General features: G+C 51.9%; 22 protein-coding genes. 5 read left to right on the top strand and 17 right to left on the bottom strand.

What is annotated here, in order from left to right:
- Positions 1 to 15: 15 nt before the first annotated feature.
- The 3 genes from AC3RCL_RS20205 to AC3RCL_RS20215 all read right to left on the bottom strand — a co-directional run bounded on the left by AC3RCL_RS20205 (position 16) and on the right by AC3RCL_RS20215 (position 4,779).
- Positions 16 to 1,209, bottom strand: coding sequence for a HEAT repeat domain-containing protein (locus tag AC3RCL_RS20205; protein ID WP_492531560.1), 1,194 nt, complete (start codon positions 1,207 to 1,209; stop codon positions 16 to 18).
- An 18-nt stretch (positions 1,210 to 1,227) separates the two neighbouring features.
- Positions 1,228 to 3,486, bottom strand: coding sequence for a hypothetical protein (locus AC3RCL_RS20210; protein ID WP_492531562.1), 2,259 nt, complete (start codon positions 3,484 to 3,486; stop codon positions 1,228 to 1,230).
- Between the two features lie 771 nt (positions 3,487 to 4,257).
- Positions 4,258 to 4,779: an HPP family protein gene (locus AC3RCL_RS20215; protein ID WP_492531564.1), complete on the bottom strand. Its 522-nt coding sequence runs from the start codon at positions 4,777 to 4,779 to the stop codon at positions 4,258 to 4,260.
- Between the two features lie 148 nt (positions 4,780 to 4,927).
- On the opposite strand from AC3RCL_RS20215, the gene AC3RCL_RS20220 reads away from it, so the two are divergent.
- Positions 4,928 to 5,884, top strand: a complete 957-nt coding sequence (locus AC3RCL_RS20220) for a GntR family transcriptional regulator (protein WP_492531567.1) — start codon at positions 4,928 to 4,930, stop codon at positions 5,882 to 5,884.
- Between the two features lie 335 nt (positions 5,885 to 6,219).
- Here the strand turns inward: AC3RCL_RS20220 and AC3RCL_RS20225 are convergent, their stop codons facing one another.
- The 6 genes from AC3RCL_RS20225 to AC3RCL_RS20250 are packed head-to-tail and all read right to left on the bottom strand — an operon-like array spanning position 6,220 to position 10,451.
- Positions 6,220 to 7,242 carry a potassium channel family protein gene (locus tag AC3RCL_RS20225; RefSeq protein WP_492531569.1) on the bottom strand — a complete coding sequence of 341 codons (1,023 nt, stop codon included), beginning with the start codon at positions 7,240 to 7,242 and terminating at the stop codon, positions 6,220 to 6,222.
- Between the two features lie 34 nt (positions 7,243 to 7,276).
- The gene (locus AC3RCL_RS20230) at positions 7,277 to 7,669 is read right to left on the bottom strand and encodes a DUF350 domain-containing protein (protein ID WP_492531571.1); all 393 of its coding nucleotides are present in this window, start codon (positions 7,667 to 7,669) and stop codon (positions 7,277 to 7,279) included.
- Positions 7,666 to 8,340: a signal peptide protein gene (locus AC3RCL_RS20235; protein ID WP_492531573.1), complete on the bottom strand. Its 675-nt coding sequence runs from the start codon at positions 8,338 to 8,340 to the stop codon at positions 7,666 to 7,668. Before AC3RCL_RS20235 ends, AC3RCL_RS20230 begins: the two co-directional genes overlap by 4 nt.
- On the bottom strand, positions 8,341 to 9,540 hold the full coding sequence (locus tag AC3RCL_RS20240; protein ID WP_492531575.1) for a glutathionylspermidine synthase family protein: 1,200 nt from the start codon (positions 9,538 to 9,540) through the stop codon (positions 8,341 to 8,343).
- Complete coding sequence (locus AC3RCL_RS20245; protein WP_492531577.1) at positions 9,537 to 10,211, bottom strand: hypothetical protein; 675 nt, start codon at positions 10,209 to 10,211, stop codon at positions 9,537 to 9,539. Before AC3RCL_RS20245 ends, AC3RCL_RS20240 begins: the two co-directional genes overlap by 4 nt.
- A 24-nt stretch (positions 10,212 to 10,235) precedes the next feature.
- Positions 10,236 to 10,451, bottom strand: coding sequence for a hypothetical protein (locus AC3RCL_RS20250; RefSeq protein WP_015734394.1), 216 nt, complete (start codon positions 10,449 to 10,451; stop codon positions 10,236 to 10,238).
- A 330-nt stretch (positions 10,452 to 10,781) separates the two neighbouring features.
- Between AC3RCL_RS20250 and AC3RCL_RS20255 the strand changes: the two genes are divergently transcribed.
- Complete coding sequence (locus AC3RCL_RS20255; RefSeq protein ID WP_492531579.1) at positions 10,782 to 11,720, top strand: NAD(P)-dependent oxidoreductase; 939 nt, start codon at positions 10,782 to 10,784, stop codon at positions 11,718 to 11,720.
- Positions 11,721 to 11,899: 179 nt separating this feature from the next.
- Here AC3RCL_RS20255 and AC3RCL_RS20260 read toward each other — a convergent pair whose 3' ends face one another.
- The 3 genes from AC3RCL_RS20260 to AC3RCL_RS20270 form a co-directional block, all read right to left on the bottom strand.
- Positions 11,900 to 12,139, bottom strand: coding sequence for a glutaredoxin family protein (locus AC3RCL_RS20260; RefSeq protein ID WP_036665795.1), 240 nt, complete (start codon positions 12,137 to 12,139; stop codon positions 11,900 to 11,902).
- Positions 12,140 to 12,162: 23 nt separating this feature from the next.
- A complete protein-coding gene (locus tag AC3RCL_RS20265; protein WP_492531581.1) occupies positions 12,163 to 13,041 on the bottom strand; it encodes a DUF8832 domain-containing protein in 879 nt (292 codons plus the stop codon).
- A 205-nt stretch (positions 13,042 to 13,246) separates the two neighbouring features.
- Positions 13,247 to 14,887 (bottom strand): cobyric acid synthase, encoded by a 1,641-nt coding sequence (locus AC3RCL_RS20270; protein WP_492531583.1) that lies wholly within the window; start codon positions 14,885 to 14,887, stop codon positions 13,247 to 13,249.
- Positions 14,888 to 15,224: 337 nt separating this feature from the next.
- Between AC3RCL_RS20270 and AC3RCL_RS20275 the strand changes: the two genes are divergently transcribed.
- Positions 15,225 to 16,199 (top strand): hypothetical protein, encoded by a 975-nt coding sequence (locus AC3RCL_RS20275; protein WP_492531585.1) that lies wholly within the window; start codon positions 15,225 to 15,227, stop codon positions 16,197 to 16,199.
- On the opposite strand, the gene AC3RCL_RS20280 is transcribed toward AC3RCL_RS20275, so the two are convergent.
- The 5 genes from AC3RCL_RS20280 to AC3RCL_RS20300 all read right to left on the bottom strand — a co-directional run bounded on the left by AC3RCL_RS20280 (position 16,194) and on the right by AC3RCL_RS20300 (position 21,872).
- Positions 16,194 to 17,279: a Gfo/Idh/MocA family protein gene (locus AC3RCL_RS20280; protein WP_492531587.1), complete on the bottom strand. Its 1,086-nt coding sequence runs from the start codon at positions 17,277 to 17,279 to the stop codon at positions 16,194 to 16,196. The genes AC3RCL_RS20275 and AC3RCL_RS20280 overlap by 6 nt on opposite strands.
- 31 nt (positions 17,280 to 17,310) lie before the next feature.
- Complete coding sequence (locus AC3RCL_RS20285; protein WP_015734387.1) at positions 17,311 to 18,045, bottom strand: ThuA domain-containing protein; 735 nt, start codon at positions 18,043 to 18,045, stop codon at positions 17,311 to 17,313.
- 291 nt (positions 18,046 to 18,336) lie between these two features.
- On the bottom strand, positions 18,337 to 19,956 hold the full coding sequence (locus tag AC3RCL_RS20290; RefSeq protein ID WP_340965556.1) for an extracellular solute-binding protein: 1,620 nt from the start codon (positions 19,954 to 19,956) through the stop codon (positions 18,337 to 18,339).
- 45 nt (positions 19,957 to 20,001) lie between these two features.
- A complete protein-coding gene (locus tag AC3RCL_RS20295) occupies positions 20,002 to 20,922 on the bottom strand; it encodes a carbohydrate ABC transporter permease (protein WP_036665812.1) in 921 nt (306 codons plus the stop codon).
- 20 nt (positions 20,923 to 20,942) lie between these two features.
- On the bottom strand, positions 20,943 to 21,872 hold the full coding sequence (locus tag AC3RCL_RS20300) for an ABC transporter permease (RefSeq protein WP_096773181.1): 930 nt from the start codon (positions 21,870 to 21,872) through the stop codon (positions 20,943 to 20,945).
- A 315-nt stretch (positions 21,873 to 22,187) separates the two neighbouring features.
- Here AC3RCL_RS20300 and AC3RCL_RS20305 point away from each other — a divergent pair, with 315 nt between their 5' ends.
- Both AC3RCL_RS20305 and AC3RCL_RS20310 read left to right on the top strand, forming a co-directional pair.
- Positions 22,188 to 23,927: a sensor histidine kinase gene (locus AC3RCL_RS20305; protein ID WP_096773180.1), complete on the top strand. Its 1,740-nt coding sequence runs from the start codon at positions 22,188 to 22,190 to the stop codon at positions 23,925 to 23,927.
- Entirely contained in the window at positions 23,924 to 25,546 is a 1,623-nt protein-coding gene (locus AC3RCL_RS20310; protein WP_492531591.1) for a response regulator, read from the top strand. The genes AC3RCL_RS20305 and AC3RCL_RS20310 overlap by 4 nt, the downstream gene beginning before the upstream one ends.
- Positions 25,547 to 25,663 lie beyond the last annotated feature (117 nt).

Genomic DNA, 25,663 nt, shown 5'->3' on the forward strand with positions numbered 1-25,663 from the left:
GTGAGCAGGATATCTCTAAGCAGTGTAATCTCCTCCTACTCCTGCAACCGTGCCGATCCGTTTGTTCGTTTGAACGCCGAAATAACGATCGTACACCAGTTTTCTTTTATTAAATGCCACCATTTGCTCCACTTGCTCGTATTCGCCTTCGTTGGACATGATCCGTTCGATCCGGTACAGGGCCGTTTCCCTGGCTGGACCTTCTCCTGTAAGCGCGGCTTGGCACAAGGTCTCGAAGCCTTGTTCTCCCAACATGGCAAGACTCTCCGCGCTGTTGTTCCGCACATGCCAATTCTCGTCCTTCAGGGCTGAAGCCAGGAGCGGAATGCTGCCTGCGGCATGAAGCCGTCCGAGCGCTTTCGCCGCTGCCGCCCGCACTTCCCACTCATGATCATTCATGAGTGCCACAATAGTGTCATCCTTCAGGGCCGGGTTCGAGCCAAGATACAGCTTGACGGCCTCGGCACGCACGTCCTTCTCCTCGGATCCGACCAATCGGTCGAGTGCCGGCACGACTGCCGGAATGGCCTGTCCCCACATGGCAACAAGCGAAACCTTGACCAGCCCGGGATCGGGATCGTCCAGAAGCTTGCGCATGAGGCTGGCCGAATCCAGCCGGGTCTCCAGCAAAATATCGGCAGCCATATGGTGAATGGCTTTATCGTAAGACAGCAGCTTGGACAACATTTCCCGAATCTGCTGGGACGAAACCGCGCTTTTGGCAATTGCCCGCGCAATGATGATGGTCATCGGACCGTATTTCGTCCGGTTCATCAGCTGCTGGAGCTGGGGAACGGCCTCTTCCGCCCGCATCCCGCCGAGGCGGTAGACCGCTTCAATGCGGCGGTCTTTCCTCATGCTGGATAATGCCCGAATTTCCTGTTCCACAAACCCGGCGTCCCGGCACAAACGCAGGAGCTTCTCTCTGGCGTCGCCTTTGAATTGCTCGATCCACTCCATAAACTTGGCTTGAATGACCCGGCGTTCGGCCGACGTCAATTTGCCTGGCGGCAGCTCCAGCGTAGTATCATCATGCAGATGACTCTGCACATACACAAAGTAATCATGGTTTTTTTCCGTAAATCGTTCCGTTTCTCTTTGTATGGCATTATGCTTGATCTTCATTTGGAACAACAGGATAATGCCGGCTGCAATCAGGCCGAGGCATACATAGACAAAGACGTATGCCATTTCTAAATTTGAAAACATCTCCGATGGCTCCTCCTTTTATTTAGCATCTGGCTGCCGCCCCGTTTCAGGGAGACGCGTGAATATTTCCTGCATATCGTAATAGCTTTGCTTCAAGCGTTCGCTGTATTGGGTTGCTTCCCACAGCTCCCATGTATAAGGCTCGATGTCCTGCAGATTAATGGACTGCCCCGATCCTGAAGCTGGTTTGCTGGTGTTCTCGGATCTTTCCGTGATCCATGGAACCAGCCGGATACCGTCCGCCGTGGTCGTGCTGAACGTGCGCTTGTCTTGAAGCGGACCGTAGTCCAGCACCTGCAGCGAGCTCGGATCTCCGAATCCTAGAAGCATCCAGGGAATCCTCATCTCGACGAAGCGGTCTTGGTACTGCCATGCCGTAAGGGAGTTGAAATCCGGAGATTCCGGATCGCTGGTTCCCCGTTTCAGCGTCCCCACCGTCTCATCCACAAAGGGATGGGAGAATCGGGTGTCCGGCGGATTCATCAGCAGGCTGATGGCCAGCTTCCAGGAATGGAACGAGCCGCCCGGTACGACGGGATCGTCCTTCGTTCCCTTGACTTCCTCTCCCGGCAGCATCCAATAGCCTTCCTTGCCGTACAGCCGGCTGTGGAAATCGTAAGATGGCGCTATGGTTACCTGGGATTCGTCCTCTTGACCTACCTGAATCAACGTTTCCAAAGCCCCGCCGGTGAGCGTTCGTCCCGCCAGCTCTTTCTTCGGTATATCGCCGCCAGGGATGGTGTCCGCTCCGATGAAGAGTTTGGAACGTTTCGGATCAAATGCTTCGTCCAGCTCCATGCCGATATACAGATAAGCCTCGTCATGCGTCAACTTCATGTTCTTTACGCCCGGAGCCGTACCGGACCAGGTTTTGACTTCCCCTTCAGGAACCTGATCCCAGTCGGTCAAATCCCCGTCGATCGTAATTTGTTCCGCTTTACCCGGCTGCATCGCCAGAACGCCGAACATCTTTTCGTTGGTCAGCACATTCAACCAGAATGCCCGGCGGTCTGCCGGTATTTCAAAAGGCATCGTGTTCCATGTTTTCTTGAACCATTCGTCCTGCCACATGAACAAGATCGCTCCGGAATAGCCTTCGTCGTAAATATCCTGGGTCAGCGAGACATTTACTTCGCCTTGCTCCGCCTCGTCATGTCCTCCTTGATCCTTCCCTCCAGGACCGTGGTGGGAAATACCGATGGAGGAAGGCACGCCGTACTCGGTAACCATGATCGGCATATCCTCGAACTCTGCTTTCAATTTTCGCAAATAGGCTTTGTACGTGTTGTAGCCACCGTCCCCGTCGGGAAGGGTCTGCAATGTTTTGTCCGTCCGGAAAAAATCCGGATAGTACGGGTACACATGGTATGCCGCAAAATATCCCGCATCCCAGTTCACCGGTTCGACATGCCTTGCATCGACGGACACCAGGTCTTCTTCAAACAGCGGTTCCCCCGGATGCTCAAGCACATCCGTCGTGACCCAATTGGTAAATGTCATCGGATGCTGCCATCCGTACTTCTGCTCCTCGGCAGCCGTGTAGTCCAATAAAGATGCCAGCCAATTCTCGAAGGGACTTGCGTCCTTCGTCCCCGAGAAATAGGACCCCTTATACTGAGGGACACCCTTATGTACCTTGTTGGTGTTATCAACCATGGCTGGGTCCCATTCCGTACCCACATGCCAGGCCATGAGGTACTTGCCCGCATTGACCTTATACTTGCCGCTCGACTGCCCATGCTTGGGCTCAACGTTGATATCCCCGTAAACTGCAGCGACAGCCTTCGAGATCTCCGCTTTAAACGTTTGGACGATTTCTTCGTCATACGCATCCCGACGCTCGATTAGCTGCTCCTCCGGCGACCAGATGCCCTGCATGAAGTACAGGGGATCATCGCCTTTATCCCGGTTGTATTTCACCAGCGCGGAATAAAAGACCGGATTATGCACCGTGTAGACCCTAATGACGTTTGCTCCCATATCATCGATCTGTTTGAACCAGCGCAGATAATCTTCCTCGGTGGCCGGCAGCTCGCCGGGAAAATGCCCGGGTACGGTTGCGCCCAGGTTCACGCCCTTGGCAAAAACCTCTTTCCAAACCTCTTCATCCTCATATACCAGTAAGGAGGTTCCCTCTGTTTTGAATTTCATTTTCACGCCGTCCGCATCCGCATACGTTTTTAATGACGGCCGTAGATATCCTAAGATTACAGCGGCACCGCAGAGAAGCACTATAGTGCAAAATGCTGCGACCACCCACCATTTTCGCCTGCTCATCGTCTTCGTTGCTCACCTGCCCTTTCTTTGACATGCTTGTTGCTGCACCGACATATGACGACTGAGCCATACTCGTCATTCTATAGCCGATGCGCTCCCGATACCATATTCCTTCTTTACCAACTTTTCCGATCTCGATAGTAGTCAAAAAGAAGTAAAACAAACTTCTTCCATAATTTTCCCCCGATAAATCAAATCGCTGCTCCTTCCTGCCTGTTCATTGACAACTTCACAGCCTGATGTTAGTTGTGTGAAACCAATGTGCGTTTGCCCTGACAAGGCTGGAACCGAACGACTTCATCCCATCCGTGAGATACAGCGAGATTTACGAATATTTTCAGAAAATTTTCGCGAATCGTAATGTTAAACGCAAAAAAATTGCTAAAGTTCCGGTCATTTTTACATCATTATCCATAGTTATGACAAATTTGATACCAAAGTCGTATAAAAAAACGGCTGAGAACCGCATTCTGTAAAGGTTTGGCAATATTAACCTTTTATCCAAAATGAGAATAGAGTCCTGTACCGGGATTGTGTAATATTCTATAGATTTGATAACCAGGATCAAGTGGTAAGTATCGCCTATTTTTCGGGATTTCGGTTTGGATTTCCCCTCATTGCGTTATATAAATTAGTTTGGTTAATGTTCAAATCTGCGGTGCGACAACATAAATCAGACCCGGTCCATTGTCGGTCCGGGTCTGTTGTTGACGATATGAGATTGAAGAACTTGCCATGATTACCGTTTATTCATCAAAGAAAAAACTGCCTTCACCACCAAAAAGTCGGATATCTTCGTTCCTTTACCGCATTATTGACAAGTAGAGCCACCACCACGATCATGACCGATCCGACGAGCACAGGCGTGAACAGGAATGACCAGCCGCTGCCAGCCATAATAACGACCAAGGGGTCTGCGCCGGCCGGAGGATGGGTCGTCTTGGTCATTCCCATCAGGCTGATCGCGGCTCCCACCCCGATCGCCATGGCCCATATTCCGTCACCCAGGACCTCCAGCGTTACAAGTCCCGTAAGCGTGGAAACAAGATGCCCTCCGACCAGGTTTCTTGGTTGTGATAACGGCGCATCCCAGACTGCAAACGCCAGCACGCAGCTTGCCCCAAAGGGCGCCATGATCCATGGACTTCCTGCGAGCGCGGAGAGAAGGGCCAGTAAGCCGATCGAAACGGCGCCCCCGATAAAGCCAACGGCGATATTCATGGGACGAACGGTCAACGGACTTCTAGCCCCCCCTTTCATTTTCTGCAAATAAGAATCAGCTTGATCCTTCATAACAAATCCTCCATATTCATATTTAACTAGTTATTTAGTTATATATAAAATAACGATTTACAACCATATATGTCAATACCTTTGTTGTACATTTTCAGTTTATTGTGTAAAGTTGAATTACTAGTTGACTAGGAAAGAAGGTCTCGATATGGCGCACAAGCTCATGCTTCGAGTCGACCCGCACGCTCCCATGAATGTAAGCACGCAAGTCAAGGAACAGCTAAAGTGGCTGATTGGTATTGGACAGATCGAACCATTCGATATGCTGCCCCCGGCGGGCGCGCTCGCGGACAACCTCGGGCTGAACCGCAACACCGTAAACCTGGTGTACAACCAGCTGAAGGACGAGGGGATCGTCTCCATGCATAAAGGCAAAGGAACGCAGGTTCTGAACAACCCTCAGGTAGAAGAGCTTCGAAATCGCAGAAAGCTGATGCATGAGCTCGCAGAGCGAACGACGGAGGAGCTGGGCTCCCTTCATATCCCGGCGAGCGAGTTCTTTGCCGCATCCCTTGCCTATACGCTGCTGCAGGAGCCTGTCTTGAACGCAGAGCGGCGAATTCTGTTCATCGAATGTAAAGGGCATGATTTCCCCTTCTATCAGAAAGCGATTGAGGAAATTACGGGCGCGGAAGTCAAAACGGTGTTTCTGGAGGATTTGTTGGCCGGAGAACAATCGCTGCTCGAAGCGTTCGACTATTCGAACCACATTGTCACGACGCTTAATCATGATTCCGAAGTCAAAGCCCTGTGCAGCAAATACGACAAAAAAGCTTTCGTTATTGGCGCGAATGCGGAAACGTCGGTCCTGCTTGATATTGCCCGGCTGACACCTGGCAGCCATCTCAGTTTTGTCTGCCTGGGGAAGGCAGGTGCGCAGTGGATGGCCAGCCGTGTTCAAGAAGCCGGTATCGATGGGGTCCGTTCCAGCCTGGCTGGTCTGGATCATCGGGAAGACCTGCTGCAGCGGATCGCGGAATCCGATCAGGTGTATGCCTCTAATGCCGTATATGAAGAGGTTCGATCGTTAGCTCCCGGCAAGGTGAAGCTGTTTCCCATGGCACTGGAGAAGAGCAGCGTGAACATGCTAAGAGACATGATCTGAAGCCCATAGGAAAAAACGCCCACTGTTTAAACAGGGGCGTTTTCACTTTGGAGTATGTCCATGCATCCGCGACGGATGTCCCATACATTGGCTGCGGACAGCCCTCAAACGAGGAGTCAGCTGCCGTTACCCATGACATCCGACCGCTGACCCAAGTGTCATTTTCGAGAATCCAGCAGTTCAAGCAGTCGATTTACACCGACCACCTGGAACAAGCAGATTAACGCATATGATTTCGAAACGTCAATTCGTAATTGGCAGCTTCGCAATAAAAAATGCTGCCTCACCCGTTCACGTGAGACAGCATCGTCTTTTATTGAAATGTTCGCAGCCCCTCAAGCAAGCTTACCGGCAATCCGGTTCATGGTCGCTTCGTCCGAAACCACATACAGCCTCGCATCCCGCGGAATCGACAAATCGAGCTTGCGGTTGATGCTGAGGTCACTGCGATCGGAGATCAGCGTCGCTCCTTGCCGCAGCAGATCCTGAAATGCATCCCCGTAGGTCTTCCATGCGGGGTTTAATGCCACTTCGTAAATATCGTCGCCGTGCTGGCGGCTGAGCAGCTGCATCAGCACATCCGAGTTTCCTTCCTGCAGCGCTGCCCGCACCGCCAATCGGGACACGGCATCGTGCGAGAGGACAAACTCGTTTACTTGATTGTGGCGGAAATTCTGCACATGCTTCTCCTGCATGATCTCCACCGTGGTATGTACGTCCGGCGCTATCCGCTCGATGCTGGAAACAATCAGGAGCGACTTGCCGTCCACCAGCGCCGATTCGTCGATCCGGGCGTCCGCGAAGACAATGGCCGATTTGGCCTCCAGAATGTTGGCTCTCATCAGCACGTCATCCGATGCAGGATCGCCGCTTACAAAATGCACCTGTTCGAGATGCTCCACGGGATGCCGGCTGGAATCGTCGATGACCACGATCTCGGACTGCGGCGAATACGACAGAATCTCGTCGATCGCGGACATCGCTTTTTTGCTCCAATTGATAATGATGACATGGCCGCTGCCCTTAAAGTTCAACCTGCCCGCTCCTCTCTGCCGCTGCATGCTTCCAAACGATTCGATCACTTTACCGATCACTAAACTGAGCAGCCCGATACCGAAGATATAGATGAAAATCGTTAATATCTTGCCCGGTACGGTAGCTGCATAATAATCGCCATAACCTACGGTGGCCATCGTGGTAAGCACCCAGTAAAGGGCGTTAAACCAATGGTGAAACGTTTCCGGCTCCAGCAGGAATGCCAGGGTCGAGCAAAGCACCACAAACAGCACCACGATCACGCTGATCGTTGTTTTACGCAGACGCATCATTTTCAAAGATAATCTCAGAAAAAAGTGCACGCTCCTGCTCCTCTCCCCATGGGTGCAAATCGGCCTAAATGATCAGGCTGCTGATCGCAAAGGCTGTTCCGATGAACACCATGGCCAGCAGGATGCCGATCGCTACGTTGCCCTTTTGCAGGTGCTCGGAAATTCGAAGACCCGGCGTCGCCAGCTCGAATACCCAGTAGGCAACGATCAAGCATACATATCCAACGGCAAACCACAGTATCATATGCCATATCGATGAATTCGTATATGCCGATATGCCCAAAATAATGGCCGTTGCCAAAAATTTGCCGCCGAATGCCAGACCAACCGCGACATTGCCTTTCTTCAGCTCTTCCATGTCGTTAAACCGGGTCATCCAGCTGAAAATCAGCATGCCCAGCAATTGAAGCACGATAATACAGATCACACTTATAACAATATTAATGACGACCGTCAATCCGCCCACCCCCGAAATTTTGCATAGGCCAAGTCGTAATCGGCGAAATCATGCACTTCCTCCAATACAACATCAACCGTGTCCTTCTTCTCCAATGCGGCATAACGCTTCTCGTCGATCGGCTGCTTGATCCGGTTGCCCGTCGGCAGCTCAACGACGGCAAAATGCCTGGTGTCTTTTTTGTATGTTGTTTTATATACCCCAACCAGCTTCACGTCGGTTTTGACGGTCACTTTCAGGTTGGCCAAATCCGATTCCGCCGTCTTTTTATCCTTGAACGACTTAATGGTCTGCCAGGACGATAACCGGATATCGTTGCGCTGATTCGCATCCGTGGTCAGCTCGGCGTCCATGAATTGCAGCGTCCAAATTTTGTCCCCTGTAGCATAGTTGTTATCGTTAGGCAGGAGCTCGTTATCCGGCAGGACGGTCATGTCGCCGCCAATCAAATCGCCGACGGTCCCTTCAATGATGCGATAGTCCCAAGGCACGCGGCTAGAGGTTGAAGATACTTCCTCCGATCCGGTATGGAACACGGTGGAGCTGCCGCTGGAGCATGCGCTCAGCGCTAAAACCAAAAGGGATAAGATAAGCACCGACAGGACGACCGGAGGTTTCCTCTTTCCCTTCGGAGCACCGCTTTGCTGCCTTTTCTCTTGTTTCAACTGCATTTATTTCACTCCCATTGCGATAAAATGGCTCGAATTGCCCGTAATCAAACCGCCCGCCCGTCCCAGCAAACCGCATGGGATACCATTAAGGACGAACAACCCCGTCAGCAAATGAAATTCCCCTTCCGCCGTCTCGACGCGAGCCAGCTCGGCCCTCCTCTGATAGACCGTCGGAAACATGACGCTAGTATCATATCCGTCCTGATCCTCTACCTCGAGTTGTCCTGTCTGGTCGTACAGTTTGACAGAACCACCCTCTCGGCCGAACATCGACTTTGATACGAAATTGCCGGAGAACACCGGTTTGTTGTATGTCGGCAACATATATTTAACGATCGCTTCACGTTCTTGCTCATCGAACAATAGGCCCAGCTCATACATGCCCCACATGGCGGCCAGCAAGCCTTTGGACTGCAGCAGAATGCTGTGCGGCGAGTTGAACAGCTGGAGTCGCCCCGTCTCGATGGCATAAGCAAGCGCATCTCCGCCATCATCGACGGACATCCATTCCTTCGGATAAAGAGCAAACATCCGGTGAATCTCCCGGCCTTCGCCGTCCTTCAGCATGCCTTCGTCCACCCATAGATCCAGACAATCCACCAGCTTGATATCCAGCCCGCTGTGCCGGACCAATGCTTCGATCGTGCCGGAGTCCTCCAGATGCTCGCCGTAAGCAATGCATGCGGCCGTATCCGGACGCTCTGCCGCCCACGCTTGTGCCACCAGCTCTTCCATCCGCTCATTGGGAGAATAGATGCCGGCCTGAGCGCACATCCACGGCGTTGCAATGGAAGCCTCAACATACCCTGTGGGTGTGTCCGCATTCAGCTCCAGAAGCTTGATGCTGCCGTCATGGGCAATCGCAAAGTCAAATCTGGCATACCGGCTGATCACCCCTTCCTCCGGCAGCGGACATTCGTCCAGCATCTGCCACAGAATCGGCGGAATGCCGATCAAGCTGTAAATATGATGGTTGCGATGGACGTAACGTACGGTTTTGTCCAGCGTCGCCCACAGTACCGCAGCGGCTTCTTCCAGCTCGCGATAGGTCTCTTGACGTATGGTGACGATTTGGTCTATCCAGTAGGCTTCCCCTTCCAGATTCGCCCAGGTAAAGCCAAGCTCGGCGAGCTTCGATACCCGCTCATCCCGATTGGGGTCAGGCTGTCCCGAAACGGTAAACACGCTTTCGCGGCTCATCCGCCAAAACCGCCGGATCTGGAGCTGGATTTCGAACCCGAGGAGCTGAAGCCGCTGGAATTGCCGCCAATGCCGCCGGACTTGGACGATGTGGAGCGGCGCGTTATCGTTCCCGAAGAGGACGTTGAGGTCTTGGGACGGACATTGGAGTTCACCACCGGTTTGTTCTGGAACGTACCGCTCGAATACGTGCGGGGTTTGTAAGGCTTGCCGTTATTCGCGTAATATCCGCGATGATTGTTGTACCATCCGCTGGAGGAATAGTAGGAGCCGTTGTTGAACAGCATGTGGTAGAGCAGCAGATCATCCCAGCCGAAACCGGAATTGTAGCCGCCATAGTTATTGATTACCGTCGTTCCCCCGCCTGATCCTGCGGATGCTCCTTCCGCCGGCTCTTCCTCGAATTCTTCTGAGCTAGGGAACGGGATGTTCCAGTCCACGTTCTTGTCAAAATACTTCTTTACTTCTTCCGTCGACCAGGATACCAGCTGCGGCTCTTCGGATGAGGTAACCGCTTCCGAAGCGAGATCCTTCGCTGCCGCGCCCGACACCAGAAACGCATTCGCCAACAAGGCGATGCCGAGCGAGCTTGACAAGACTCGAATCGGTTTGCCTTCCGGCGTCAGCCATTTGGAAGCGGGCTGGTCTTTTTTGTCTTTTTCATTACTCAAGATGATGTCTCCTTTCGGACAGAATTAATCGTTCCGCATCGGAACGAGCAGAAGCTCCAGTTTGCCCGTGTCCACGTTTAATCTGCCTTCGATCGTTTCATATTCCCTGCCGCCCGCGACGATATAATTCACGTGCTCCAGCGCAGCGACCATGTTCATCGTCCATGCCCGCTCTTCAATCTGCACCAGCTCACCGTCCGGTCTTTTTTCAAACAAAATAACGTTCATTCCATAATCCATGATGACAACCCCTTCCATTTAAAGCAGTGAGTATTGTTACGCATTATATTGGGAATCGTTTCAAAAATCTATGATGGGCTATCGGCGCTTGGACGAAAAATTTGCTGCAAAAAGACACAATCCATATAATAACATCGCTACTGATTATTTACACCTTCGAATTACCATTAAAAAACTCTTGAAAACGAACATTCTAGACGCGCAATGCCTGATTATTTACGTTTTATAAGGTGTAGCATCCATTTTCATGACCATCGTCTCTCTTGACATTATCACTAGTGTCATACTTTAGGATGGGTATCATCCCAAACCCAGAAAGGGGTTATACCGATGAATACAAATCCAAAGAAATTTTCTAATGGTAATCATCCTTACGATGCGCAGGCGGACGGCTCTATCCTTGGTCCGGTAACCGTGATCGGATTAGGCGCCATGGGCTCCAAACTGTCCCGCACCTTCGTGAACAACGGATATGTCACCACCGTCTGGAACCGCACGCCTGAAAAAGCCGCTGAACTTGTAGGCTTGGGTGCCTCCGGCACTACGGACATCGCGGATGCCATCGCCGCCAGTCCCCTCTTGATTGTATGCGTACTTGATTATGATGCCGCCCGCCATATTCTTGAACCCATGAGGGAGAAGCTTTCCGGCAAGGTTGTCGTAAATCTGACAACCGGCACTCCCGAAGAAGCCCGCACGATGGGGACCTGGATGAGGACCCACGGCGCCGAATATCTGGATGGCGGCATCATGGCCGTGCCTTCCCTGATCGCCACGCCTCATGCCGTCATACTCTACAGCGGTTCTCAAACTGCTTACGAAACATATAAACAGGTCTTAGAAAGCTTAGGGACTAGTCACTATTTAGGCTCCGACCCTGCTCTCGCTCCACTGAATGACCTGGCACTGCTAAGCGGCATGTACGGCATGTTCGGCGGCTTCATCCATGCCGTGGCGCTTGCGGGTTCCGAAGGCACGAAGGCAGCGGATTTCACGACAACGCTGCTGATTCCGTTTCTGCAAGCCATGATCTCCACCATGCCGGAAATGGCGAAGCAGATCGATACCGGAGATTATTCCGCCAAGGATGCGAGTCTGGCGATGCAAGCCGCTCATGACACCATCGGGGAGGTCAGCAGGGTACAAGGCGTCAGCGCCGAAACATTCGCGCCGATCTTCGAACTGATGAAACGACGGGTGGAGGAAGGTTATGGCGGGGACGACTTCGTCAGCGTGATTGAGCTGATCCGTAAGCGTCCATCGTCTTAACAGGAAGAAGAGAGCTATTATCGGCATCGGCAGGAACTGGCGACGACGTACGACCTGACCTGCGTCGAACTTTGGTAACTCATGCGCAGCGATTCTTTATCCTCCATACAAAAGAAGCATGGATCATCCGCCGAGGACCGATCCATGCTTCTTTTTTTTTTTATATCCATGAACCTAGCTTATTTAATCAATTCCCTGATTTCCTGAAAGTTATCGGCAAATCCGATAAATACGTTGTCGCCGATAACGATCGTAGGCACGATCTGTTTTCCCGTCAGACGTCTCACTTCTTCCGGATATTCCGGATTCTGCGTGCAATCATATTCCGTGTACGGAACCTGCTGCTCCTTGAAGTAACGCTTGGCATGATGGCAATCGCTGCAAGTGGGTATGGTGTAGATTTTCAATGGCTCTGTCATGTCGATCACTCCTTAGACAAAAATTATTTGATTTCAACAACAAAAGGCACGGTCATCACTTCACCTTGATGCTGAAATTGTCCCCAGATTTTGTAGATGCCGCTATGCGGAAAGGTAGTCGCAAACTCCGCTTTGGGACCGGTGCTCGATTCGTCAAGAGGATGCACATGGATGTACTTCTCGGCGTCTGCGGACAGAATGACAACATGACCGACCGCGCCTAGGTAAGGCTCCAGATTGCTGATTCCCTGCTTCGTCTGCGCATCCTGAATATGATAGGTGAGCACGACCTCTTCATTCGATAAGGCATTGCTCAGGCTCAGTTCGATTTCCTTGCCGTTGACTTGTTTGATCAGGCTGGAGTCAGGCTCAATGGCCGAAGGTTCTCCTTCTTCTCCCTCCACCTGAACCCATTCGCTGAGCGTGCTCCCTCCAGCGCCCTTCGGCACGAAATCCGCAATCAATTTATATTCGCCGCCGGCGGGAAACGTGGTGTTCACGGTAAACTCGCCGTTCTCCTTGTAATCGGGATGGATATGGTTGAAAAATGACAAATCGCGATTCACGATGATCAGATGCAGCAGCTTCTCATGATTGACATCAAATTCCTGGACGGGTCCACCGTTGTTGTCCGTAATCTGTATCGTTAACTCTGTTTCGGTGCCTGCGCTTGCCGGTTCATTCCATGTAAATTCAGCCTGGTAGTTGTTCGAGGCCGTCTCATGCCCGCCTCCGTGCCCACTGTGCCCGTTCTCTTCCGGATTTACGGTTTCCTGATTATGGTTCCCGCCGTGGCCGTGGCTGCCTGTATCCGGGGCCTGCTTCGCATTACCGCATGATGTCATTAATCCAATTGCAAGTATGCTCGTTAAGGTTAGCACAGTACCCTTCTTATTCAACATGCGCTATCACTCCATTCATTGGATATGCTGTAAGATGACTTATCATCCGTTTCTGTAATTAGTATACCCCCCTATCCTATAATTAATCAACTTTTTTCTAAAATAGCACCTGATCCATTTGCGCTCTCCACGCTAATAACACCATGCCGCCGCATGGTGTTATCCTCCTATTCTTCACTATCGCCCAAACTAAAGGATCTATTCCTTATGGCTTTCGGTGCGTACAGCCGATGATTTCATAAATCTTCTCCATATCCACATGATTCCGCACGATGTCCGCCACACGGTCGTATTCTGCGAGTTTGCGTTCTTCCGCTTGGAACGTTTCACAAATGGCATCCAGTCCCTTATTTACCCGAATGCCGTTCAGCCAGGACCTGCGAAAGGCATCGTTGTCAAACAAGCCGTGCAGATAACACCCCCAGATGCGTCCATCGGCGGTGGCTAAACCTTCAGGATGTGCTTGAATATCTTCTCCGGCTTCCAAAGAATCCGCCGAATCTGCTTCAATCGAAAACAACGTTCGGTGTTCTGATCCGCCAGGCTCCGTGCTCCTTTCGGTGACGCCCATATGGATTTCGTAGGCCCCTATTGCCGAAATAGCCTTCGTATCCGATAAAACGAGCTTCAGAGGATGTTCCTGTGACAATTCCCCTCTTACGCGAACGGTCTTTTTTTTCTTAGAAAAAGCCGTCCGCATCGGCAGCAGTCCAAGTCCCGCCGCTTCCCGGGCGCTGCCTTCCACCGCATGCGGATCCGACAACCGCTCGCCCAGCATTTGATATCCTCCGCAGATGCCAACCAGCTGCACATCCCGCGTCTGCGTCAACCTTAATATCGCATCCGCCAGGCCCCGATCCCGGATGAACCCCAAATCGCTGATCGTATCCTTCGTACCGGGCAAAATGATGACGTCCGGCGTGCCGAGCTCATCCACCGATTGGACGAAGCGAACGACGACATCCCGCTCCCAGCGAAGCGCATCAAAATCCGTAAAATTCGAAATGCGCGGATACCGGATAACGACAATATCAAGGTCGCGTTTTTCCTGTCTTTGATATTGAAGCTCATCCAGCACTACGGAATCCTCGGCCTCGATTCGCATGTCCTGAATGTAAGGAAGGACGCCAAGCACCGGTATGCCTGTCCGTTCTTCAAGCCAGTCCAGTCCCGGCTTCAACAGCGCCAAATCCCCGCGGAATTTGTTGATGATGAACCCTCTGACCCTGGCCGCCTCATGGGGCTCCAGGAGTTCGAGCGTTCCTACAATCGAGGCGAACACGCCACCGCGGTCGATATCCGCAACCAAAATGACCGGAGAATCCGCCCATCCTGCCAAATTCATGTTCACGATATCCCGATCCTTGAGATTGATCTCTGCCGGACTTCCCGCGCCTTCCATGACCACGATATCGTACTTCTCCCGGAGCCGGTCCAGCGCATCCAATACGATCCCCTTGGCCTTCGGCAGAAACTTCGTCCGGTAATCCATTGCGCTCATCTGCATTTCGGGCACGCCGTGGATCACGATTTGGGAATGCATATCTTTAATCGGCTTGATCAGGATCGGATTCATGTCCGTTGTTGCGGCTATGCCGCAGGCTTCGGCCTGCACGCCCTGCGCTCTGCCGATCTCCTTGCCATCGAGCGTCACGTAGGAGTTAAGCGCCATATTTTGCGACTTATATGGAGCCGTGCGATAACCATCCTGCAGAAAAATACGGCACAGCGCGGTCGTTACGATGCTCTTGCCTACATCCGAAGCCGTGCCCTGCAGCATGAGCACCGCTCCTTGTCCTTTCCCGATCTTCGCGGGTGTTTCCCTTATGTATTCCGTTTCATTCATCTTCTTCACCCTTTTCCCTTACTTAAGCCGTTTACTCCCATCATTATAGCAAACCGTTTGATGAAGGAGTCCGACCTCATGAAATCAGATAAACCCCCTTGAACTTTATCAGCCTGAAAATGCTAGCTGTATATTGAATAGTTGCATAACAAACAAGCCGATCCGGTAGGATCGGCTTGTTTGTTATGCCTGTAAAATCAGACGCTGCCCAGGTATGCTCGCTAAGGGATAATATTATCATTATCAGGGATATATTCATCCACCAATATACTTTTTTAGTTAAATATGTATTATCTTGGTTAGGTGACTAGAGTTGGTTAAGGGAGGAACTTATTGAATGGTAATGCATTTCTCCAAGATTAGCAACATCTATATTCATGTCAAATGGTTCACGGACAATTTCGAATGGGTCCCTCTGCCCTTTCCCCGTATCGTTACGCTGACGTTCCTATTTTGGTTAGCGTTTACATTGCTGATCTTGTTGCTCACATGCGCATTACACGATCCCTTGGGAAAGATGCGGCCCGTCGTGCGAATCCACGGATGGCTGCACAGGCTTGGGCCCCACACCGAGGTGATTCTGCGTATTGGGCTGGCCATCGGGCTTGTGCTGCAGCTTCTGAGCGGCTCTTACCTCGCCCCCGAATTCCGAACCAATTCCATGTGGATCATCCTCGGCCTGTCCGCAGCCGCAGCGTGCCTTCTCTATAAACGCACCTTGCCGGTGAGCGGCGCCATCCTATTCCTGCTCTATATTCAGGCGTCCTTATCCTACGGTCTTTTTCATTCCATCGATTATTTGCTTTATCTCGGCATTGTTTATTACCTGTTTGTGTGCGGCACTCCCATCAAAAGATCGGCAGCCCCGGTCTTGTATATATGCACAGGCATGTCCCTCGCTTGGCTTGCCATGGAAAAGCTGACCATTCCCGAGCTCGCTTGCACGGTTCTGGGCAGCTATGGACTTCCTACCTTCGGTTTTACCATTGAGCATTTTGTCATGATTAGCGCTTTTGTTGAAATCGGACTGGCATGGGCATTCATCGTAGGCATCATGAACCGGTTCACGGCACTGCTGGTATCCGGCATTTTTATTATGACAAGCCTTGTATTCGGTTACAAAGAAGTGATCGGCCATATGATCATTCACACGGTGTTGATCCTGTTTCTGATCGAAGGCACGGGGGAACTGCGTACCCCTTTTCAGTTCCATCGCTCGCCCGTTAAACGCGGATTGTTTGTGGGCGTTAACTTCTGCCTGTTTCTGTTCAGTTTGATGGCGCTCTATATTTGGATGGGCAAAACGTTATGACAAACTCTGAATCCGTTGGCCGATGGATTTGCCCAGCTCAACCACCGTTTTGGTCTCGCTTGACCTGACGACCGCATCCAGCACTTCTTGATTCCGGTAGCCGTCCATAAACCCGGGCACTCCGTCGGCAGGCGCTCCCCGCAATATCGCGGCAAAATCGGCATACTGCTTGACTTTGCAATGCTGCGGCACTTCCATTGCCGTTCTGGCGAGCTGCCCGGGCTCTTCTTCGCGAATCCACACCACCCGCTCCGGATCCAATGTGCTCGCGTGGACCGTGCCGTGGTCGCCATAAATGGACACTTCATGCTGATTGCCTGAACCGAATGCATTGCGTGACGTCTGGAATACGCCCATAATATCACCCTCCATCCGGGCCTGGAAGCTGGCAAAATCATCGACCTCGATCTTGGCCATGGCTCCCGTCACCGGGTCCCGGCGTTCCGGGATGATGGTATGTAGCTGGGCCGTGATTTCTTCGAACTCTCCAAACAGAAAACGGGCCATATCAATCATATGCGAACCGAGATCTCCCAGCGTTCCCGTCCCCGTGATGGCTTTGTTGTATCTCCACATGTAGGGAACCTGCTGGTTCGGCACGCCAAACCCCTGCAAATACTGAATGGAGAAATGACGGATCGTACCCAGCTTGCCCGTACGGATAAGTTCCCTGGCATAACGAAAAGCGGGCGTATATCGGTACGTAAATCCGATCATGGCGGGAACGGGCTGTTTCTCATACAGCTCCAGCAAGAAGATGGCTTCTTCGAAGACTCGCGTGAATGGTTTTTCCGCCAAAAAAGGCTTGCCGGCTTGCAAGCATGCGCTGATGATATCAGCGTGCACGTTGTTGGGCGTGACCGAAATGACGGCATCGACGTCAGGATCATCAATTAAATCCTTGAAATCCGCATAGCGTTTCCCGTCCTCGATCCCCAGCTGATCGCCTACTCTGGCCACCGCTTCCCCGTTGACGTCGCTCACGGCCACAAACTGATAGACTTTCTCTGCATTCATCCAGCGGATGTGCTCCTGCGCCATCCCGCCCAAACCGATTAAGCCGATTCGAAATTTATTCATCGTTAGAACACTCCTCATATTAGGTCTCTCATTAGGATTGTGCGACAGGAGCGATGGGCGCCACCCGCCCGTAAGCCGTTTTAGCTCCTTCAACTGGAGCGGCCCAGAACACGCCATTGGTAATCACCTGCAGAATTTCGGGCTGGTGGTAGACCGGAAACATTTCGTGGCCCGGACGGAAATAAAACAGCTTCCCTCTGCCGCGCCTGTAACAACACCCGCTTCGAAACACTTCGCCGCCTTCAAACCAGGAGACGAACACAAGCTCATCCGGCGCCGGAATTTCGAACCGCTCTCCATACATTTCTTCCCGCGGAATCTCGATATATTCACTCAGCCCTCGTGCAATCGGATGGCTCGGTTCAACGATCCATAAACGCTCGATCTCGCCGTCGTCGCGCCACTTCAGCATCCCGGTGTTCGTGCCAAGGAGCCTGGAGAAGATTTTGGATCCGTGACCGGAATGCAGAACGATCAATCCCATGCCGTCCAGCACCCGCTGCCGAACCTTCTCGACGATGTCGTCGCGGACCTCGTCATGTGCCAGATGGCCCCACCACAGCAGTACATCCGTGTTCGCCAATCGCTCATCGGTCAATCCGTGATCCGGCTCATCCAGTACGGCGGTGGCTACTTCCAAACCTTCCACCTGTTCGAGATGATCCGCTATCGCACGATGAATCCCATTCGGATATATGCCGGCTACCTGTTCATTATGTCTCTCATGCCGGTATTCATTCCATACCGTGACTTTGATGTTTCCCATGATTGCTGCCTCCTGAGTTCCCTAGAAGTCGATTCAATAAAAGCTTAATCATCACTTCGAATGCGGATCATACTTACGATCCCTGTTGCCCCCAGATTTTTTTGCGCTTTGTTATATGGTAAAAATCCGGGGACAAAGGGGACCGCTTCGCTTCTCCAATATGATTCCGCCTTCTCCGTTGAAGTCTGATACATGAATACTGATCACAATCCTTTTTCATCCCATGTCAAAATCACGCTGCCCCGCAGCATTTCGATCTGCGGGGCAGCTCATGACGCTTGCCGTCAATCCTTATTTGACGCTGATATACCGCTGATAGGCTTCCTTGCGGATCTGTACCAGCCGCTCCAGTCCCATATCGTTCAGCTTCTTGACGTACGCGTCCCATTCCGCATCGATATTGCCTTCGGATATCCATTTTGCGCGGGTCGTGCCGACAAAGCCATCGATATCCGTAGTCAGCGTAGGCAGCTCCTGGAATTCTTCGGCGCTGTACATGACGTTCGGGAACGGCGTCGTCACGTAATCGCTGCCCAGCTTGTCGATGACCAGCTTCAAGCCATCGCCCGTGGTCTCATCCAATATGATGTTTTTCTCGAAGCTCGGGCTTACGTACTTGGGACCGAAATCCCTTACGGATTGCTCCCAGTACCAGGCATCCGCACTCGTTCCCTCCGGCGGACTCATGAGCGTAAACGTGCCGTCGTCGTTCTTCTGAATCACCGTGCCGATGGCTCCCCAGAAATTCTGGATGCTCGCTTCATTGGTGTAGAACTGATCCGCCCAGCGGGCCGAAATTTCCGGATGCTTGTTCGACGTGGTGATGAGGAACTCGTTTCTGCGCAGGCTCATGCCCTCAGGCTCGCCGCCCTGGTACCGTTTTCCGTCAGGACCGGCAATGGATGGAATCGCGATGTATTGATCCTTCCATTTTCCGAATACCGCGTCCGGTACCCATTGGTTGGAGAACCCGATCAGCGCCGCATCCGGGTTCTGATGTTTTGCCGTGGACATGGTGCTGTCCTGCGTGAAGATCTCTTGGTCTATGAGGCCTTCGGCGTACAGCTTATGGGCCCACTTGATCGCTTCTTTGTAGTTCTCCGTCACCGGATAGAACACGGGCTCGTTATCGATGACCATCATGCTGTTTCCGTTGATGTCGGTGATGCCGAACGGATTCAGCAAATCGATGCTGATGTTCCCCGATCCGCTGACCGGAATTTCGTCGGCCTTGCCGTTGCCGTTCGGATCCCCTTCTTTGAACGCTTTGAATACGTTATACAATTCGTCCGTGTTGTCCGGAACGTCCAGTCCGAGCTGATCCAGCCAGGCTTTGTTGATGATCGGCTGGATCGATGCTTTCGGCCTTGACGGCAGCCGCGCCGGCAAGGAATAGATTTTCCCGTCCGGGAAGGTGCTCATCTTTTTCATCTCGGGCGTTTCTTCCAGCGCCGCCTTCAGGTTCGGCATGTATTGATCGATGTAGTCGTCGAGCGGACGGAAATACGACAGGTTGTTGACGATATCGGAATCGCTGAATACGATATCCCCGAAAATGATATCCGGCAGCGTACCGCTCGCCAGCATGATCGATTTTTGCTCGCCCCAATCATTGGAGGACATGATCTGCCAATTGATTTTGACGTTGGTCTCCTTCTCCAAATCCTTGAGCCACTGGTTCTGGAGGAACGTATCCCCCATGTTGCCCCAGCGAACGGTCAGCACGTCCAGCGTAATCGGTTCATTCACGATCGGCAGGCCTTCTTTGTTAAAAGCGGCTTCGGCATCCGACTTGGCGTCCTCCTTCTTGCCGCCGCTGCAGCCCGCCAGGTTCAACAGCAGGATTGCGGTCAATATGATGACGGCAGCCAGCTTGAGGCGATGTCTCCTCTTTGCATTGTTTGTTCCCATTCCACCATTCCCCCAATACTTATTTTTCATCAATCCATCGCGGTGTTACGACTTGACGGCTCCGATCATCACCCCCTGATTGAAATACTTTTGCACAAACGGGTAGATGCACATGATCGGCACCGTGGCGACGATAATGACCGCATAACGCATAATATTGGCCAGACGCAGCGCAATGGCCGCGGCTTCCCCGGTACCCATGGCGGACTGCATCTGGTTGGTGACCAGAATATTGCGCAGTATGAGCTGCAGCGGGTACAGATTCGAATCTTTTAAATAGATCAGGGCGTTGAAATAAGAATTCCAATGACCCACGGCCGTCCATAAGGCGATGACCGAGATGACCGCTTTCGAAAGCGGAATCACGATGGTCACGAAATACCTGAGATTTCCGCAGCCATCCAGCTGTGCCGCCTCCCATAAATCCTCCGGGATGCTGCTCTGGAAAAAGGTCCGCGCCACGATGATGTTGAAGGCGGCAACCGAGAACGGCAGCACCATGACAAGAAACGTATCGTACAGCTGGAAATCGCGGATCGTCATGAAGGTCGGAATCAAGCCGCCGTTAAAGAACATCGTAAATATAAAGAGCAGCGATATATACTTGCGGCCCACGAGGTCTTTGCGGGACAGCGCGTAAGCCGCGGATATGTTAACCACCAGGCCGATGGCTGTACCCACGATCGTATACACAATCGTATTTCGGTACCCAATCCATATATTAGAGTGCTTCAGCAATTCTTGATAGCCTGCCAGCGTAAAATCCTTAGGCCACAGCCATACCTGTCCATTCGCGACCGCTGCCGGCTCGCTGAACGAAGCGATGATGATGAAGTACAGCGGATAAATCAGCACGATCAGCATCAAGACGGCGAATACATACAGGCCGATTTCCAGCACCCTGTCGGAAGATCGGGTATTCCTCTGCCGCGGCCCCGTCTTCTCTCTTACTTCCACTACGCCCATAGAACCCTTCCTCTCTTGCGTTACCACAAACTGTTTTCGCTGTATTTTTTCGAAATCTGGTTGACCAGAATCAGCAGAACAAAATTGATGACCGTATTAAACAAATTGATGGCCGACGAGAAGCTGTATTGGCTGCTCAGCATCCCGATTTTGTACACATACGTGGAGATGACCTCGCTGGAGGTAATATTGAGACTGTTTTGCATGAGATAAACCTTCTCGAAGCCGACGCCAAGCAAGCTCCCGATCCGCAAAATGAGCAGCGTTACGACCGTTGGCATCAGCATCGGGATGTCGATGAAACGGATTTTTTGCCATCTGCTTGCCCCGTCCATGGTGGCCGCCTCGTACAAGCTGGGGCTCACCGCAGACAACGCCGCGATATAGATAATGCTGTCCCAGCCCGTATGCTGCCACACGTCCGACCATACGTACACGCTGCTGAACAGGCCGGCCGATCCCATCAGATTCGGCGCTTCCGCACCGAAGAGCCGGAAGATATTCCCGATCAATCCCGAGCCCGGCGAGAACAGAATCAGCATGAGTCCCACCATCACGACCGTCGATATAAAATGCGGCATGTAGGTTACGGTCTGGAAGAAGCGCTTGAACCAATTCTGGCGCATTTGATTGACCATCAAGGCCAGCATGATCGGAATCGGGAACGTCGCAACGCTGTATAAGCTGATGACCAGCGTATTCGTTATGGTGGTCGAGAATTGATAGGAGTTAAAAAACTTCTCGAAATACTTCAGGCCGGCCCAGGGGCTGTCCATAATCCCGAGAGCGGGACTGTAGTCCTTGAATGCGATCAAAATGCCGTACATCGGCACGTAAGAAAACAATAAAACCAGCACTACCGCAGGCAGCAGCAGCAAATACAGGCCCCAATTTTTTCCGATCCGCCCGAGGGTTGGGTGTGTGGTTCTATTCAGTTGGCCTGCTTTCAAATCGATTCCCCTTTCTGTTCGCGTCGTCGTGAATCCGGTATGTCACGTAAGCAATTTCAGTATACTGCGATCCGGCGGCATGATTTGGACCTCATGATGCGCTATCCGGACCTTTGCCTTGTCCATTTCACCGCCGTCCCCGCGTCCTCCGCTCAAACATGCCGGTATTCGGACTTTACGATGTGTTATCCGGACTTTATGGATAATGCCCGAGCGTTCGCTCCTGTTTTTTTCGACGTTTCCATTTATAATATCCTTACCGATATAAAAACGCTTTCATAATATAGGCGAACTGAAAGGAATCACGGCATCCCTATGGTTAAAGCACTGAATAACAAGCCTTATCCCATCCGTCACTATGTGAAAATCATGCTCTTCATCTCGATCTTTGCCCTGGTGGTGGATCTGGTGATCAGCTTCGCCTCCATCTTCATCGTGAAGCAGCAATCCACCCGCTATTTGCAGGATACGGCGAATCTGTACATCCGGCAGATCAATCATGACTTCTCGTATATCAACCACTATATGGGCTGGACGCTCGCGAACGACGAAAGCGTCAAGATCATGGATACCCCCGGCACCGATTACGTGGATTACATTAAGTCGAGCGAAAGAGTGCATAAACGGTTTAATGAGCTTCAAAAAAACTATGGCCAGGAATACAACTTCTTCTTCTATTTAAAAGATCAGGATTTCTTCCAGAACTATGCCCCCATGTCCCTATCGTATACGGAGTTCCAGGAGCTAAAGGAACAGATCGTCTCCCTCACGGATTCCAAAAACGTATACGAAACGTTCTACTCGAACTGGAACCCGATCCTTGTGCAGGACACGCACTACGTCATCAACATCGTGCCCTATCACAACCGGTACTTGATCTGCCTCATCTCCGCAGACGATCTGGTCCGGCCGCTCCAGGAACTGGATTTGGGAGAGGACGGGTTCGTCTCTCTGGTGGATGCCCAAGGAGCCGCCCTTACGAGCCCAGGTGCCGGAGAGGCGGGGGCCAAGCCGCTCGAAGGAGCCAAGGCTTCCTTGTTCAGCCTGTCACAGCCGCGGACTACGGTCACTGAGGGATTCTCGAATGCCTCCTTCAACGTGCAGCTGGTCATCCAGTTCGGCGTGTTCGAGACCATCATGATCGCCCAGCTGCTTATTATGCTGCTGTTCGTGCTGCTCACTTGCACGCTCAGCGTGGTCATGCTGTATTTCAAGAAGAAGGTGTTGAAGCCGATCCAGAATTTCTCGGAAAACGTAAGGCGCATCCACGAGGATAGCGAAAATCTGGATTTCATGAGCAGCGAGATCATCGAGCTCGAGCAGGTGAACTCCCAATTCAAACACCTGATCGAACAGATCAAGAAGTTTAAAATCGATATTTACGAGCAGGAGCTCGAGAAGCAAAGAATCCAGCTCGATTATATGAAGCTGCAGATCAACCCTCATTTTTTCCTGAACTGCCTGACGAACATCTACAGCATGGCGCAAATGCAAATGTTTAAGGAAATCGAATATATGTCGCTGTCCACGTCCAAATATTTTCGTTACATCTTTCAGAGCGGCGATAACCTCGTGCGGCTTGAGGACGAAATCGAGCACGTCCGGATTTATCTGGAGATTCAGAAGCACCGCTACCGCGATGCCTTTTCTTATCATATCGGGCATGAACAAGAGCTTGCCGGCCTCACGATTCCCCCCCTGGTGCTCCAGACCTTTATTGAAAACGCGGTGAAATACGCCGTATCCAGAGATCGGGTGCTCCAAATTCGCCTGACCGTCAGTTTGCGGGTGGAGGACGATAAGACTTATGCGGTCATCCGGATCTCCGATACCGGTCCCGGCTTTCCGGAAGACGTATTGGATAAGCTGGCAAACGGCAAGCCGCTGGATCAAAGCGAAGGGAAACACATCGGGATCATGAACACCCTTCAGCGGCTGGAGCTGCTCTACCATCATCGGGCGCAGGTGGAATTTTCGAACCCGGAAGGCGGCGGTGCCAGCGTCGCACTAACGCTGCCCCAGCCATTGCAGGAAAGGAGAGGAGACATTCGATGAATGTATTGCTGGTTGATGACGATTATTTTGTCGTGGCCGCGCTGGAAAAGAAGATTGATTGGAAGGCACTCTCGATCGAACAAGTCCATACCGCATACAGCGTGGCGCAGGCAAGGGAGATTCTGCAGAGTCATTCCGTTCAGGTCCTCATTTGCGACATCGAAATGCCGCAGGGCAGCGGACTGGAGCTTCTCGCCTGGATACGCGAGGAACAATACGGCATACAGACGATTTTCCTGACCAATTACGCCGATTTCAACTATGCGCAGAAAGCGATTGAGCTGCAAAGCTTCGACTATTTCCTGAAGCCGATTGAATTCGATAAGCTCAGCCTCATCATCTCCAAGGCCGTGTACAAAGCTAAGGAACAGCAAAGCGACCAGGAAGCGATACAGGACGGGCAGCTGTGGAAGAAAAACCAAAGAAAGCTGCAAGAGCACTTCTGGAGCAAGCTGATCAAGGAAAAAAAAGCTTCGTCGGACCGGGCGGCCATCGCCGGGTATATCGCGGAGCAGAATCTGTCCTATGCGATGTCGGATTTGTTTCTCCCCCTGCTGATCACGATTTTTCCGTATGATCAAAGCTTGGGCAAAGAAGACAAGGACCTGTTTGATTACGCGTTTCTCAACGTGCTGTCCGAATTGTTCCAGGATCCGCTCTTTACGGTCGAGACCGTCATGGAGTATAGGGATTACGAATGGATGGTCATGCTGAAATGGAATCATCCTCCGGATACCGCGGTCATTGAATCCATCTGCACGTCCTTCATTGAGAAAGCCAACCGGTTCCTTCGGAGCGATGCGTGCTGCAACGTCTCGGTCTCGGCGGCTTTGGAGGGGATCAACAAATCCATACGGGACCTGCTGCAAATGAACGAGGACATGATCAAGAAGCGCAACCAGATCATGTTTCTGGAACGGCATTCGCTGCAAGAAGCCGCGTATACCCCTCCCCCGCTCCAAGACTGGGAGGCGCTGCTTGCCGAAAACAACCCGGCCGCCTTTCTCGAAGAAACTCGCCGGTACCTGCAGAATTTGGCCAAGAGCGGCGTCCACAGCGCTTCGGTGCTGCGTTTATTCCGCTTGGATATGGTGCAGCTCGTGTACTCCTACCTGAAGGGCAAAGAGATCCAGGCTCATAAGCTGTATACCGGCAAAACCAATGATCAGTTATTTCTGCAGTCGTTAAACTCGATTGAAGACATGGAAAAATACATGGCGTATCTCGTCCGCACGGCAGCCGAATATCAAGCCTACGCCGGCCATTCCCATACCGTGGTGGAGGAAATCAAGCATTATATCGGGTGCCATTACGGAGAGGAGCTGACGCGAACGACCCTGGCGGAAATCGTCTTTCTGAACCCGGATTATTTGGCCCGCGTCTTTAAGAAAGAAACGGGCGTATCTTTAGGCACTTATATCATTCAGGCCCGCATCCGGGCGGCCAAACATCTGCTGGAATCGACTCCGTTGTCCGTGTATCAGATTGCGGCGAAGGTCGGATACGCCAACTATTCCTACTTCTCGAAGCTGTTCAAGCAGGATACGGGCTGGGCGCCCAGCGACTACAGGCGGGTGCTGCAAGGCGGAGGCAGCGGGAAGGTGGATCACGCAAAATAACCGCAGCATGCACTGGCAATCCATGAAGAATTGGCAGGTAGACGAAGTCAACATAAAAAGTACCGCAGCCTCAAGCACAATCGCTTAGCGGCCGCGGTACTTTTTTAAGATATTCTT

The sequence above is a fragment of the Paenibacillus sp. MT86 genome, from assembly GCF_058792535.1.

What these genes read in the sequence shown, in the direction of transcription:
- AC3RCL_RS20235 (WP_492531573.1), bottom strand. Translation starts at nt 8,340, where the DNA reads ATGCAGTTGAAACAAGAGAAAAGGCAGCAAAGCGGTGCTCCGAAGGGA.
- AC3RCL_RS20275 (WP_492531585.1), top strand. Translation starts at nt 15,225, where the DNA reads ATGGTAATGCATTTCTCCAAGATTAGCAACATCTATATTCATGTCAAA.
- AC3RCL_RS20310 (WP_492531591.1), top strand. Translation starts at nt 23,924, where the DNA reads ATGAATGTATTGCTGGTTGATGACGATTATTTTGTCGTGGCCGCGCTG.
- AC3RCL_RS20240 (WP_492531575.1), bottom strand. Translation starts at nt 9,540, where the DNA reads ATGAGCCGCGAAAGCGTGTTTACCGTTTCGGGACAGCCTGACCCCAAT.
- AC3RCL_RS20260 (WP_036665795.1), bottom strand. Translation starts at nt 12,139, where the DNA reads ATGACAGAGCCATTGAAAATCTACACCATACCCACTTGCAGCGATTGC.
- AC3RCL_RS20265 (WP_492531581.1), bottom strand. Translation starts at nt 13,041, where the DNA reads ATGTTGAATAAGAAGGGTACTGTGCTAACCTTAACGAGCATACTTGCA.
- AC3RCL_RS20305 (WP_096773180.1), top strand. Translation starts at nt 22,188, where the DNA reads ATGGTTAAAGCACTGAATAACAAGCCTTATCCCATCCGTCACTATGTG.
- AC3RCL_RS20270 (WP_492531583.1), bottom strand. Translation starts at nt 14,887, where the DNA reads ATGAATGAAACGGAATACATAAGGGAAACACCCGCGAAGATCGGGAAA.
- AC3RCL_RS20250 (WP_015734394.1), bottom strand. Translation starts at nt 10,451, where the DNA reads ATGGATTATGGAATGAACGTTATTTTGTTTGAAAAAAGACCGGACGGT.
- AC3RCL_RS20210 (WP_492531562.1), bottom strand. Translation starts at nt 3,486, where the DNA reads ATGAGCAGGCGAAAATGGTGGGTGGTCGCAGCATTTTGCACTATAGTG.
- AC3RCL_RS20290 (WP_340965556.1), bottom strand. Translation starts at nt 19,956, where the DNA reads ATGGGAACAAACAATGCAAAGAGGAGACATCGCCTCAAGCTGGCTGCC.
- AC3RCL_RS20280 (WP_492531587.1), bottom strand. Translation starts at nt 17,279, where the DNA reads ATGAATAAATTTCGAATCGGCTTAATCGGTTTGGGCGGGATGGCGCAG.
- AC3RCL_RS20215 (WP_492531564.1), bottom strand. Translation starts at nt 4,779, where the DNA reads ATGAAGGATCAAGCTGATTCTTATTTGCAGAAAATGAAAGGGGGGGCT.
- AC3RCL_RS20205 (WP_492531560.1), bottom strand. Translation starts at nt 1,209, where the DNA reads ATGTTTTCAAATTTAGAAATGGCATACGTCTTTGTCTATGTATGCCTC.
- AC3RCL_RS20295 (WP_036665812.1), bottom strand. Translation starts at nt 20,922, where the DNA reads ATGGGCGTAGTGGAAGTAAGAGAGAAGACGGGGCCGCGGCAGAGGAAT.
- AC3RCL_RS20285 (WP_015734387.1), bottom strand. Translation starts at nt 18,045, where the DNA reads ATGGGAAACATCAAAGTCACGGTATGGAATGAATACCGGCATGAGAGA.
- AC3RCL_RS20220 (WP_492531567.1), top strand. Translation starts at nt 4,928, where the DNA reads ATGGCGCACAAGCTCATGCTTCGAGTCGACCCGCACGCTCCCATGAAT.
- AC3RCL_RS20255 (WP_492531579.1), top strand. Translation starts at nt 10,782, where the DNA reads ATGAATACAAATCCAAAGAAATTTTCTAATGGTAATCATCCTTACGAT.